Raw genomic sequence first — 12,642 nt, 5'->3', positions numbered from 1 at the left:
TAATTTTCTCTAATTACTGACTTTATTGCAAAAAAAGCCAATCAAAATACCACCATGTCGAAATACGTAGCCGCCATTGACCAGGGAACGACAAGCACGCGTTGCATACTCTTCAATCATCAGGGAAATATCGTTTCAGTTGGACAAAAGGAACACGAGCAAATTTACCCGCACCCGGGCTGGGTGGAGCATAATCCGACCGAAATCTGGAAAAACACATTGGAAGTGATTGCAATTGCACGGATCAATGTTTCGGCAACGGCAGCGGATATCGCAGCAATTGGCATTACAAATCAAAGAGAAACAACGGTTGTCTGGAACAAGCGCACGGGTAAGCCTTACTATAATGCATTGGTTTGGCAAGATACGCGAACGACAGATCTCGTCGCAAAATACGAACGCGAAGGCGGCTTAAACCAGTTTCGGGAAATTACCGGGCTTCCGGTCTCAACCTATTTTAGTGGATTGAAACTGAAATGGTTGCTCGATAATGTGGAAGGAATTCGTGAAGATGCTGAAAAAGGCGAAGCCATTTTTGGCAACATGGACACATTCCTGATCTGGCATTTGACGGGCGGGACGCATGGCGACGGCGGCATCCACGTAACGGATGTGACCAATGCAAGCCGCACGCAACTCATGAACCTTAAAACATTGCAATGGGACAAGGAAATGCTCGCTGCTTACGACATTCCCGAAAATATGCTTCCGGCCATTAAAAGCAGCAGCGAAATTTATGGTTATGTAAACAATGAGATCCTGCCAGGCGTGCCGGTTGCGGGCGATCTGGGAGATCAGCATGCCGCTTTGGTCGGCCAAACCTGTTTCAAGCCGGGAATGGCCAAAAACACTTACGGAACCGGCTGCTTCCTGGTCATGAATACAGGCGACGAGCTCAAAACCTCTGAAAATGGTTTGCTAACGACCATTGCTTATAAGTTTGGCGATAATCCCGTTCAATATGCCTTGGAAGGCAGCGTCGCTGTCACTGGTGCCCTGGTGCAATGGGTGCGGGATAATTTGGGTTTGATCCAAAAGAGCAGCGACATTGAACAACTCGCACAAACTGTTGAAGATAACGGCGGGGCCTATTTTGTGCCTGCATTTTCCGGGTTATACGCGCCTTACTGGCGAAACGACGCGCGCGGAGTTATCGCCGGGCTCACCCGATATGTGAACAAAGGTCATATTGCGCGGGCCGTTCTGGAAGCGTCTGCTTATCAGACCGTCGACGTTGTAAGAGCTATGGAACAAGATTCAGGCATTGCGCTTTCCTCCCTGCGCGTAGACGGCGGAATGGTCGCCAATGAGCTCCTCATGCAATTTCAGGCTGATATTCTAAACACGCAGGTCGTATCGCCAGCCATCGCCGAAACCACCGCATTAGGAGCAGCCTACGCCGCAGGCCTCGCAGTTGGTTATTGGAAAAACACCGACGAGCTCACCGCCAACTGGGCCATCGCCCACACCTGGAACCCGGATATGGAAGACGAGACAAGGGATAAATTTTACAAAGGCTGGCAAAAAGCGGTTACGAAATCTTATGGCTGGATGGATTAGGCATTGTTAGCGACTGACATAAGATAGCGCAATTTTAACTTTTTTATAATCTGTATAAACTAACCTCTTTCTTGCGCTATCTTATGTTTAGGCGTAACTTCACGGCTCGAAAATCAAATTTGAGTGCCTTATGCATACCCTCCGTCTGAAAAAGCCTTTGGCTTTTTTCGATCTTGAAACAACCGGAGTCAATATCGTCCGCGACCGTATTGTTGAGATATCTGTCGTAAAGGCACTTCCCAACGGCGAAACTGAAATCCGCACAAGAAGGATCAATCCTGAAATGCCTATTCCGCTGGAAAGTAGTCTTATCCACGGCATTTACGACGAGGACATCAAGGACGCACCCACATTCAAAGGCATTGCCAAAAACCTCGCAACATTTCTGGAAGGATGCGATCTGGCGGGTTTTAATTCCAACCGGTTTGACATTCCCATGCTCGTGGAAGAATTCCTGCGTGTTGGTGTTGAATTTGACTTAAAAAATCGCAAAACGGTTGACGCTCAGCGAATTTACCATATGATGGAACCTAGAAATCTGGGCGCGGCTTATAAATTTTATTGCGGAAAAGAGCTTCTGAATGCACACAGCGCAGAAGCAGACACCATTGCGACTTTTGAAGTTTTACAAGGACAAATCGCTCGATATGAAGGCGTAAAAGTCATTGATTCACATGGTGTTGAGACTGAACCAATCAAAAACGATGTGGCCGCATTGCACGAGCTAACCGCTTCCAAATTGATTGACTTTGCCGGCCGCATGTGCTATAATGATAAGGGTGAAGAAGTTTTCAATTTTGGTAAACACAATGGAAAACGCGTTGTGGAAGTTTTGAAAAACGAGCCTTCATTCTTCGACTGGATGATGAAAGGCGAGTTTCCATTGGACACCAAAAGAAAACTGACTGAAATTAAACTAAGGGCATTGACCCAGCGCTGACATAATCGTTACCAACTCACTTGAGTAAGTAGGATTTATGTCTATTTTTGCCGGAAATCTATTTTTGACTATTTTAACCGAATATCCAACCAGGTAAACCTGCTATGATCCCAAACCCCAATATTCCAGAGGTCAATATACCAGCGGTTATTCAGAATATTCCCCTACAACATTATCTCATTCTCAGCACTTTACTTTTTGTGATTGGTATCATCGGTGTTTTGACACGCCGCAATGCGATCATCATTTTCATGTCTGTTGAATTGATGCTTAATGCTGCCAACTTGCTCCTTATCGCTTTTTCTTCATACAGATCTGATCCTTCCGGGCAGGTTTTTGTGTTTTTTATCATGGCTGTAGCCGCTGCGGAAGTGGCTGTGGGACTTGCGATTATCGTAATGATCTACCGGAACACAAGGAATACGGATATTGGATTTCTCAACAAATTGAAGTGGTAAGCATCCGCTAATAAAGATTAAAAAATAAACATGTCTGCATCATTACTCATTCTGATTCCACTTTTACCCCTGATTGGTTTTCTGATCAATGGAATTGGATTTAAGACTATACCCAAAGGCGCTGTCGGCATTATCGGAACATTGGCTGTTGTAGGCAGTTTCGTGCTGTCGGTGATGACATTCAATGCGTTCATTGCTGCTGGAAGTCAGCCGGTTATCGTGCCGCTATTTGACTGGATCACGGTTGGCAATCTGAACATTCCATTCTCCTTCCAGGTTGATCAGCTTTCACTCTTAATGCTGATGATCATTACAGGAGTTGGTTCACTAATCCACATTTATTCCATCGGCTACATGCATCACGATGAAGGTTTTGGTAAGTTTTTCGCTTATCTCAACCTGTTTTTGTTCTTCATGTTGCTGCTCGTTTTGGGTTCCAATTATGTGATCATGTTCATTGGTTGGGAAGGTGTCGGGTTGTGTTCTTACCTGCTGATCGGATTTTGGAATAAAAACACAAATTACAACAATGCTGCCCGCAAGGCATTCATTATGAACCGCGTGGGAGACTTAGGTTTCCTATTGGGAATTTTCACGATCATTTCCACATTCGGTTCAGTTGAATATCTGGAGGTTTTCAGCAAGGCAACGGATTTTGAAATCGGTGATCCGGTGATCATTACCATTACATTGTTCCTTTTTATTGGGGCAATGGGAAAATCGGCGCAAATTCCGTTGTACACCTGGTTACCAGACGCAATGGCAGGTCCAACGCCTGTTTCTGCGCTTATTCACGCGGCTACAATGGTTACAGCGGGCATTTATATGGTGATCCGTTCCAATGTCCTCTATTCGCTGGCTCCTTCTACATTGGAAATCGTCGGCATTATCGGTGCGGCGACAGCATTGTTTGCGGCTTCCATTGGTCTTTTACAAAACGACATTAAAAAAGTGCTGGCTTATTCCACTGTGAGTCAGCTAGGTTATATGTTCATGGGCTTGGGCGCGATGGCTTATTCGGCTTCCATGTTCCACGTCATTACCCACGCTTTTTTCAAGGCATTGTTGTTCCTCGGCGCTGGTAGCGTGATACACGCCATGTCCGACGAGCAGGATATCCGCTCCATGGGTGGTCTGCGGAAAAAACTTCCGATCACATTCCTGACATTCCTGATCGCAACGATTGCGATTTCCGGAATCCCGCCATTTGCAGGGTTTTTCTCGAAAGATGAAATCTTAGCTCATGTTTTTGAACACAACAAATTGCTTTGGGTAATCGGGGTTTTGGGCTCATTAATGACTTCTTTCTACATGTTCCGTCTGCTTTTCCTTACGTTTTTCGGAACATTCCGCGGCACGCACGAGCAGGAGCATCATTTGCACGAGTCGCCTGCTTCCATGACCATTCCGCTGATCATTCTAGCAGTTTTATCAGCACTAGGCGGTTTTATCGGCGTTCCGGAAGCTTTGCACGGCACGCACCATCTGGCCGAGTTCATGAGCCCATTGTACGATGCAAGTCGTCAGGTTAATCCTGCGGCTTTCTTGCCTACGGAGCTTTCGCATTCAGAGGAATATTTGTTAATGGGCGTTTCGGTGGCCGTAGCGTTGGTTTCGGCGGTGGTGGCTTATGTGATGTATGTTCAAAAAGCATCTGTTCCAGCGCCCGACTCTCAGCCAAAATCAGCATTGCAAGGTTTGGTTTACAATAAATATTATGTGGATGAGCTTTACGACAATGTGTTTGTAAAACCGATCAAAACCTTATCCAATGTCCTTTACAGTTTCGGAGAATTTTTCATTGATCTGGTTGTAAATGCATTCGTCAGATTAACACAGTTTTTAGCAGGGCTTTTGAAAAAAACACAGACGGGATCCACAGGAGACTATGTTTTTGCCATGGTTTTAGGCATTGTGGTTATATTATTCTGGAAGCTTTTACTTTGATCATTAAAATCCGTTCACCATTTGTTGCTGACCGTTGACTTGAAAATATGCTTACTCTTCTTTTAATACTTTTACCCATTGCCGCAGGTGTTCTTACGCTGCTATCAGGCGAACGCCTGGCGAAGCAGGTTGCTTTGGTGAGCGGTTTGGCTGTGCTTGGCGTTGCCGTTGCCACCTGGCTGCAATTTGATCCGGCTGCGGGTACGCAATTCAGTTTCAAGTATGCCTGGCTGGCATCAGGAGGCATTTCTTTCGCCGCCGGCATCGACGGGATCAGCCTGGTTCTCGTCCTGCTTACAACATTTCTGACACCGCTTATAATCCTTTCCGCCTTTAATCACGATTACAGAAAACCTGCTTCATTCTATTCCTTGATTCTGTTCATGGAAGCAGCATTAATCGGTGTTTTTACGGCTACGGATGCGTTTTTATTCTATTTGTTTTTCGAAGCTGCGCTGATTCCGGTTTACTTCCTTGCTGCGATCTGGGGCGGAGAAAATCGTTTGAAAGTAACATTCAAGTTCTTCATTTACACCATTTTCGGAAGCTTGTTAATGTTGGTTGGGCTGGTTTATTTGTATTACCAAACACCTGGCACGCATACTTCTGAGATCACTGCATTTTACCAACTACAACTGCCGCAGCAAACACAAGGCTTCATATTCTGGGCATTTTTCATTGCCTTTGCGATCAAAATGCCACTTTTCCCTTTCCATACCTGGCAACCAGACACTTACACAGAATCTCCTACGCCAGCAACCATGCTGCTTTCCGGGATCATGTTGAAAATGGGGGTTTATGGATTGATCCGGTTTCTACTTCCGATCGTTCCGGGAGGCATGGAAATCTGGGGCACAATGGCAATGGTCCTTTCTGTAATCGGCATCATTTACGGTTCTATCATTGCCATTCAGCAAAGCGACATGAAGCGTTTGATCGCTTACTCGTCCTTTGCGCACGTTGGCTTGATGGCCGCAGGTGTTTTCTCTTATTCGATCAACGGCTTGCAGGGAGCGCTTATTCAAATGCTTGCCCATGGAATCAATGTAATCGGTCTTTTCTTCATCATTGACATTATTTATGCCCGCACCAAAACCCGCTATCTGGATCAGCTGGGCGGCATTACGCAAAGCACGCCGCATTTGAGCGTTTACTTTATGATATTGCTGCTGGGAAGCGTTGCGCTTCCGTTGACAAACGGTTTCGTTGGCGAATTCCTGCTGTTATCCAGTGTTTTCCAATATGATGGCTGGCTCGGCGCCATCGCCGGTCTTACCATCATTCTTGGGTCGGTTTATATGCTGCGCCTGTTTCAAAAATCCATGTTTGGGCCTCGCTCCAAATGGGTTGAAGGTTTTCAGGACCTTACCATGAGTGAGCGCGCTGTGCTTTTGCCCTTGGTTATCATGGTTTTCTGGATTGGCATTTACCCCAACACGTTTCTGAAATTAACAGAGCCAGCTGTAAGCCAGCTTTTACAAATGGTTAATAACTAAGTAAAAATATGTATCCCATAATATTGTTGTCTGTTCTTGGCGTCGTAACCCTCTTTCTGGGCTTTTCGAAATCAAAGAATATTTTACTTCCTGCCGTATTATTTTTCCTTGTCCTTGCCATCGCCAGCAATTTCGTGGAGTGGAACAAAGGGCCGTTACTGTATTTTTATGATATGCTTCGTGTTGATAATCTGACGCTTGCATTCAATGGCATTGTCTTGCTCTCGGCTTTTATGATCGTGGCCATTTCAGGAGGTTTTCAGGACAACCCGGATTCGGAACCGGCAGAATATTATGGATTAATGCTTTTTTCGCTCGTAGGCGCGTTGATGATGATCGGATTTGAGCATATGATCATGCTTTTCATCGGCGTTGAAATTCTGTCTGTTGCAATGTACATTTTGACAGGAAGCAACAAGCGTAACCTCCGTTCCAATGAAGCTGCGCTGAAATATTTCCTGATGGGCGCTTTCGCAACCGGTTTTATGCTTTTCGGCATGACCTTGATTTACGGGGCGACAGGATCTTTCAAACTAAGCCACATTCACGGCTTCGCTTCCAACATTCAGGCTGGAACACAACCATTTCTTATGTATGCCGGATTGCTTTTGTTGCTAATCGGCATGTTGTTCAAGGTTTCCGCCGCACCATTCCATTTCTGGACGCCCGATGTTTATGAAGGCGCGCCTACGATTTTTACAACATTTATGTCAACTATCGTAAAAACAGCAGGCTTTGCTGCACTTTTCCGTTTGTTGAATACATCATTCAGTGAAATCTATGGCTTTTGGTGGATCATAATCGCCGTCATAGCGGTCCTTACACTTCTTGTCGGGAACATTGGCGCCACAAGCCAGAACAGCTTCAAAAGAATGCTCGCCTACTCAGGGATTTCGCACGCAGGTTACATGCTGATTGCTTTAACCGCATTGACCAAGCCTTCACAAAGCGCAATTGTATTTTACTCGTTGGCTTATTCACTGTCCACGATATGTGCTTTCGGAGTGTTAATTTTGGTTTCAAAGGAAAAAACATTCGAAGGGCAGCCTAACGAGCGTTACGAAGCCTTTAATGGTCTGGCTAAGCAAAACCCCGTGCTCGCATTCGTGCTTGCGGTTTCTATGCTGTCATTAGCAGGAATTCCTTTAACGGCTGGTTTCTGGGGTAAATTTTTCATCTTCACCAGTGCCGCGGAAAGAGGGATAATCTGGATTACGGTGATTGCCGTTTTAATGTCCGCTGTTGGTATCTATTACTATTTCCGCGTCATCATTTCATCTTATCTGAAAGAAGGTGATCTGATCAAAATCCGTGTTGCGCCATTTTATCAGGTCATTTTATTGCTTGCCACATTCCTTACGATCCTCTTTGGACTTGCCCCGGGCGTGTTTGAAGGATTAATATAAAGCAAAAGGAGAATGCTTTATTTCGAAGGCAAAAACTGATTGACCTGCATCCAATGCAGGCATCGGCCAAACCATTCGCTTAAATCCGGGGTTTTGGGATAACCGTGTTGGCCTTTTGAATAAATATGCATGTCAGCAGGCACTCCGTTCGCAATAAGCGCCTCATAAAACTGAATACTATTGGAAACGGGCACAACCGTGTCATCGCCCGCATGCGTAAGGAACGCAGGTGGCGTCGTTTTCTTTACTTGCAGTTCGTTCGAAAAATATCTGACTTTTTCTGTGGTTGGCGCAGCACCAAGCAAGTTGCTGCTTGAACCTTTATGTCCGATTTTATCCATTAAGCTAATCACAGGATACACCAAAATCATAAAATCGGGTCGAAGGCTGGTTTTTTCGGGATTGTCAATAAATGTGCTGTCGTAATGTGTCCCTGCCGTTGCTGCCAGATGGCCGCCTGCCGAGAATCCAATAATGCCAATCTTGCCGGGATCAATTTTCCATTCTTTCGAACGCTCCCGGACTGTTTTGATGGCCTGCTGCGCATCCTGCAATGGCCCTATTGACTTATCAGCCATAATTTTCTCGTCCGGCAACCTATATTTTAAAATAATTGCCGCAATTCCGGATTTGTTCAATTCCTTAGCAATTCTGTATCCTTCCCATTCCATCACCAGCACGCCATAACCGCCGCCCGGGCATACGATGACGGCAGAACCGTTTGCAGTTGCTGCAGGAGGTAAAAAGACGGTTAAGGTTGGCTTGGAGACTTTTCGGATGACCTGATCTTTGTTGGTTTCTTCATCCGGCCCCGCAATCGCATTGGGAATTCTATCGGGATAGAGTGGCATTACTGTTTGAGCAGCAGCTGGAAAGATCCAGAAAACCAATAACAAAATCCTGATTCCAAACATTGTAGAAAATGCTGCCGGGCGCGTCATATTAATTATTTGTGTTTTAATTTTTTTCTAATCGGTATAACTATAAAATGTAACTAAATTTCGGATACACTCGTCTTTACCCCAATGAAGCAGTAAACAGGATTTTTTTACCTGTAACCGGAAAGTTACCTTAATACGGGACACTTCCGCAGCGGTATAAACCAAATTGCACCATTCTATGTTATGTTTCCAGTTTTGATAGTATTAATATAATATTTACAAGAAAATAGAATTTGCTTTGTTACTTTATATCTGTTACCAATAAAAAAAATTAACTAGTTTTGTAGCTTATGGAAATCATGCACTAGTTTCTTTGATGCGTCATAATTGGTCCATATCATAATAAATCCACAATAACAGAATGAAATATACAGTACATGCAGAAGGCAGGTTTCAGTTTATCGACGAGGGAAAAGGCGAAACATTACTGCTTTTGCATGGCCTTTTCGGTGCATTGAGCAACTGGGACGGCATCATTGATCATTTCTCAAATCGTTTCCGCGTTATAATTCCTTTGCTTCCTATTTATGAACTGCCTCCGCGCGAGGCCGGATTGGACGCGCTTCTGACATTTTTAGAGGATTTTGTTACCTTCAAAAATCTCACCAATGTGACCGTGATCGGCAATTCGCTGGGAGGGCACATTGGATTATTATATACTTTAAAGAACCAGGAAAACGTTCACAAACTGGTTTTGACGGGGAGTTCGGGCCTATTTGAAAATTCAATGGGCGGCTCTTTCCCGAAACGTGGGAGTTACGATTACATTAAGGAACGGGTTGCATATACATTCTACGATCCTAAGGTTGCTACAAAAGACCTCATTGACGAGGTTTTTGAAACAACATCAAGCATTCCGAAATGTATGAGCATTGTGGGCATTGCCAAGTCGGCGCAGCGCCATAACCTTGCCAAAGACCTGCATGAAATCACCGTTCCTACTTTGCTGGTATGGGGATTGAATGACACCATTACGCCTCCGCATGTAGGCTACGAATTCAACAGGCTTATTGCCGGTTCGGAACTGCATTTTATAGACAAATGCTGCCACGCTCCAATGATGGAACAACCTGACGAATTTAACGTTATACTGGAAAGCTTTTTGGAAAAACACGTTTCAGTGCCCGTTGTCTGAGTGTTTTTAACGGGAATTTCTTTTGATAGGAAAGTTGTTACATATATAGTTTTTTTATAGCTTCGAAAAATGACGAACTGAAATATGCTTGCTGCTACCCTGATAAATCCCATGATCCCTGTTCTGAAACTGACCGATTCGGTGAGTACAGCATTGGATTGGATGGACGAATTCAGTGTTAAACAGCTTGTAGTGGCAGATTCGGGACTTTATCAAGGAATTGTATCCGAAGACATCCTTTTTGATGTAGCCGATAATTCGGATCCCCTGGCGAAGATCATTATCCAGCACAAAGATATTTTCGCCGGCGAAGACCAGCATCCGTACGAGCTTTTGCGGCTTGTCAATCAGTTTGGATTGCAGATCATCCCTGTTTTGCATGATGACCGCAGCTTTGCCGGAAGCATTCTGGTTAACGATCTGATCGAACATTTCGTAAACGAGCTGGGTGTGCAGGAAAAAGGGGCCGTTATTGTGCTTAAAATTGCCGAACGCAGCTATTCGCTTTCCGAAATCAGCCGTTTGATCGAATCCAACGGAACCAAAGTCCTGAGCAGCTATTATTCATCAGGGGAAAGTTACAATCCGCTGAACGAAGCCCGGCTTACATTAAAACTTAACCGGACGCACATTACGCCTATCATCGCTACACTCGAGCGGTTCGGTTATGAGATTGAGGAAGCGCATGCCAACGACCCTATCGAAAGTGTTGATCAGGAGCGTTTGGATATGCTTTTGAGATATCTTGCCACCTGATTACTTCACATTACTTCTCACGCCGCTGTTTTGAATCGGCATATTTGCGCGTATCTTTCGGAAGAAACAAGATGATCTACTTTTTCTTCCATGAAAATAGCAATTCACGGACGCAACTTTAATGAGTCCGCCCGCCCGTTCATTGAAAACATGTTCAATGAGCTGTCGCGCCGGAAAGTTGAAGTCCAGCTCTCCAAACCCTTTCGGACTTTTCTGGATCAGAACGGGATCACGCACTACTCCGAGCTTGTATACGAAAAACCCGACGAAGTTTTTGACGCACGTCTCATCGTGAGCATGGGTGGCGACGGAACATTGCTCGAAACCATCTCACACGTAGGAAGACGGCAAATCCCCGCGATTGGCATCAACGTAGGCCGGTTAGGTTTTCTGGCAACTGTTCCGCCCGAAAGAATCACTGATATGATCCAGGCGCTGGAAAGCAGCCAATACAGAATCGATGAAAGGACGCTCGTTGAAATAGAATCTAACATCGATCTATTCGATGGCCAGAATTTCGGTTTGAATGATTTCACGATCACAAAAACTGACACCTCGTCGATGATCACCGTTCACACTTATCTCAATGATGAATTCCTGAACTCCTACTGGGCCGACGGTCTGATCATTTCCACACCAACTGGCTCCACGGGTTATTCGCTCAGCTGCGGCGGACCTGTGCTAGTTCCACATTCCCAAAACTTTATCATCACGCCTATCAGCCCGCATAACTTGAATGTCAGGCCGCTGGTTGTGGAAGATAATGCAGTTATCAGGCTTGAAGTGAAAAGCCGCAGCAATAACTTTCTGGTGTCGTTAGATGCGAGGTCAAGAGTGGTTGATGAAAACACTTTGCTGACCGTTAGAAAAGCCGGCTTTATCGCACGATTAATAAAAATGCGTGACGACAGTTTCTTGAATACATTACGGAATAAATTATCCTGGGGATTGGATATGCGGAATTAACATCATCACGGATGCAACTTATCTTTCACACATTTGACCTGCAACTCAGGCATACATTCACCATTGCACACGATTCCCGCGACGTGCAGCCAACATTGATTGTCGAGCTTCGTGATGGCGAATTGAGCGGACTAGGCGAAGCAACGAGCAATCCTTATTACGGCATTACGATCGAAAATATGATCAGCTCGCTTGAAGCGGCAAAGGAGGGCATTGAAACCGGAGCCTATCAAAGCGCCGAAGAACTTTGGGATCTTGTGCATCCTGCTTTAAAATCCAATCCATTTGCGCAATGTGCATTAGACGAAGCTGCCCACGATTTTTTTTCTAAAAAGAAAAAACAGAAGCTGTACGAAAGTTGGGGGCTGGATATAGACAATATTCCGCTCACCAACTTCACAATAGGCATTGATACAGTCGAAACAATGGTGTCTAAAATGAAGGAGCTTCCATGGCCGATTTACAAGATCAAATTGGGCACCAACGAAGACCTTCGTATAGTTTCAGAATTGCGTAAACACACCGATGCGGTATTTCGGGTAGATGCAAATTGTGCCTGGACAGCCGGGCAGACTATTGCTTTTGCTCCCGAATTGAAGAAGCTGGGAGTTGAATTTATCGAGCAGCCTCTTGCCGCAAATGACATTGAAGGAATGAAAAAAGTTTTCGCGGAAAGCGTGCTACCTGTCATTGCCGACGAGAGCTGCATTGTTGAAAGTGACGTAAATTCCTGCATCGGTCTTTTTCATGGCATTAATATAAAGCTTACTAAATGTGGTGGCCCCACCGCTGCAAAACGAATGATCACTGAGGCTAAGAGCCTCGGAATGAAAACAATGATCGGCTGTATGACAGAGACAAGCGTTGGTATTTCGTCCATTGCACATTTCCTGCCATTACTCGATTACGTGGATATGGATGGCGCACTACTGATCACGAACGATCCTGCTTCCGGGGTAACTTTTGATTATGGAAAAATCATTTTCCCTGACCGCAATGGCTCCGGTGCAGTTCTGAATGTTTGACTTTCTGATCCT

11 protein-coding genes are annotated in these 12,642 nt (G+C 45.0%); 10 read left to right on the top strand and 1 reads right to left on the bottom strand.

Features of this window, described 5'->3' with window-relative positions; translation table 11 throughout:
• Positions 1-54 precede the first annotated feature (54 nt).
• The 6 genes from glpK (at position 55) to B5X68_RS25100 (ending at position 7,807) form a co-directional block, all read left to right on the top strand.
• A complete protein-coding gene (glpK, locus tag B5X68_RS25125; RefSeq protein WP_082217524.1) occupies positions 55-1,560 on the top strand; it encodes a glycerol kinase GlpK in 1,506 nt (501 codons plus the stop codon).
• A 130-nt stretch (positions 1,561-1,690) separates the two neighbouring features.
• Positions 1,691-2,500: a 3'-5' exonuclease gene (locus B5X68_RS25120; RefSeq protein WP_082217523.1), complete on the top strand. Its 810-nt coding sequence runs from the start codon at positions 1,691-1,693 to the stop codon at positions 2,498-2,500.
• 104 nt (positions 2,501-2,604) lie between these two features.
• The gene (gene nuoK, locus B5X68_RS25115; RefSeq protein WP_026629568.1) at positions 2,605-2,958 is read left to right on the top strand and encodes an NADH-quinone oxidoreductase subunit NuoK; all 354 of its coding nucleotides are present in this window, start codon (positions 2,605-2,607) and stop codon (positions 2,956-2,958) included.
• A gap of 30 nt (positions 2,959-2,988) precedes the next feature.
• Positions 2,989-4,905, top strand: a complete 1,917-nt coding sequence (nuoL, locus tag B5X68_RS25110) for an NADH-quinone oxidoreductase subunit L (RefSeq protein ID WP_082217522.1) — start codon at positions 2,989-2,991, stop codon at positions 4,903-4,905.
• A 47-nt stretch (positions 4,906-4,952) separates the two neighbouring features.
• Positions 4,953-6,401, top strand: a complete 1,449-nt coding sequence (locus B5X68_RS25105; RefSeq protein ID WP_082217521.1) for a complex I subunit 4 family protein — start codon at positions 4,953-4,955, stop codon at positions 6,399-6,401.
• A gap of 8 nt (positions 6,402-6,409) precedes the next feature.
• Entirely contained in the window at positions 6,410-7,807 is a 1,398-nt protein-coding gene (locus tag B5X68_RS25100; protein WP_082217520.1) for an NADH-quinone oxidoreductase subunit N, read from the top strand.
• A gap of 17 nt (positions 7,808-7,824) precedes the next feature.
• Here the strand turns inward: B5X68_RS25100 and B5X68_RS25095 are convergent, their stop codons facing one another.
• Positions 7,825-8,748: an alpha/beta hydrolase gene (locus B5X68_RS25095; protein WP_229208560.1), complete on the bottom strand. Its 924-nt coding sequence runs from the start codon at positions 8,746-8,748 to the stop codon at positions 7,825-7,827.
• A gap of 361 nt (positions 8,749-9,109) precedes the next feature.
• On the opposite strand from B5X68_RS25095, the gene B5X68_RS25090 reads away from it, so the two are divergent.
• The 4 genes from B5X68_RS25090 to B5X68_RS25075 all read left to right on the top strand — a co-directional run bounded on the left by B5X68_RS25090 (position 9,110) and on the right by B5X68_RS25075 (position 12,630).
• Positions 9,110-9,883 carry an alpha/beta fold hydrolase gene (locus B5X68_RS25090; RefSeq protein WP_082217519.1) on the top strand — a complete coding sequence of 258 codons (774 nt, stop codon included), beginning with the start codon at positions 9,110-9,112 and terminating at the stop codon, positions 9,881-9,883.
• Positions 9,884-9,967: 84 nt separating this feature from the next.
• The gene (locus B5X68_RS25085) at positions 9,968-10,639 is read left to right on the top strand and encodes a CBS domain-containing protein (RefSeq protein WP_082217518.1); all 672 of its coding nucleotides are present in this window, start codon (positions 9,968-9,970) and stop codon (positions 10,637-10,639) included.
• Between the two features lie 90 nt (positions 10,640-10,729).
• A complete protein-coding gene (locus B5X68_RS25080) occupies positions 10,730-11,605 on the top strand; it encodes an NAD kinase (protein WP_082217517.1) in 876 nt (291 codons plus the stop codon).
• 11 nt (positions 11,606-11,616) lie between these two features.
• A complete protein-coding gene (locus tag B5X68_RS25075; protein WP_082217516.1) occupies positions 11,617-12,630 on the top strand; it encodes a dipeptide epimerase in 1,014 nt (337 codons plus the stop codon).
• Positions 12,631-12,642 lie beyond the last annotated feature (12 nt).

It is taken from the genome of Dyadobacter psychrophilus (genome assembly GCF_900167945.1).
Lineage (GTDB): Bacteria > Bacteroidota > Bacteroidia > Cytophagales > Spirosomataceae > Dyadobacter > Dyadobacter psychrophilus.
Note: the sequence above shows the minus strand (reverse complement) of the source record. Positions and strands in the feature narration are given on the sequence as shown.

Excerpts from the sequence above, each read along its gene's own strand:
- B5X68_RS25090 (WP_082217519.1), top strand. The coding sequence starts at position 9,110 with ATGAAATATACAGTACATGCAGAAGGCAGGTTTCAGTTTATCGACGAG.
- B5X68_RS25105 (WP_082217521.1), top strand. The coding sequence starts at position 4,953 with ATGCTTACTCTTCTTTTAATACTTTTACCCATTGCCGCAGGTGTTCTT.
- B5X68_RS25080 (WP_082217517.1), top strand. The coding sequence starts at position 10,730 with ATGAAAATAGCAATTCACGGACGCAACTTTAATGAGTCCGCCCGCCCG.
- B5X68_RS25085 (WP_082217518.1), top strand. The coding sequence starts at position 9,968 with ATGCTTGCTGCTACCCTGATAAATCCCATGATCCCTGTTCTGAAACTG.
- B5X68_RS25100 (WP_082217520.1), top strand. The coding sequence starts at position 6,410 with ATGTATCCCATAATATTGTTGTCTGTTCTTGGCGTCGTAACCCTCTTT.
- B5X68_RS25095 (WP_229208560.1), bottom strand. The coding sequence starts at position 8,748 with ATGACGCGCCCGGCAGCATTTTCTACAATGTTTGGAATCAGGATTTTG.
- glpK (WP_082217524.1), top strand. The coding sequence starts at position 55 with ATGTCGAAATACGTAGCCGCCATTGACCAGGGAACGACAAGCACGCGT.
- nuoK (WP_026629568.1), top strand. The coding sequence starts at position 2,605 with ATGATCCCAAACCCCAATATTCCAGAGGTCAATATACCAGCGGTTATT.
- B5X68_RS25075 (WP_082217516.1), top strand. The coding sequence starts at position 11,617 with ATGCAACTTATCTTTCACACATTTGACCTGCAACTCAGGCATACATTC.
- B5X68_RS25120 (WP_082217523.1), top strand. The coding sequence starts at position 1,691 with ATGCATACCCTCCGTCTGAAAAAGCCTTTGGCTTTTTTCGATCTTGAA.
- nuoL (WP_082217522.1), top strand. The coding sequence starts at position 2,989 with ATGTCTGCATCATTACTCATTCTGATTCCACTTTTACCCCTGATTGGT.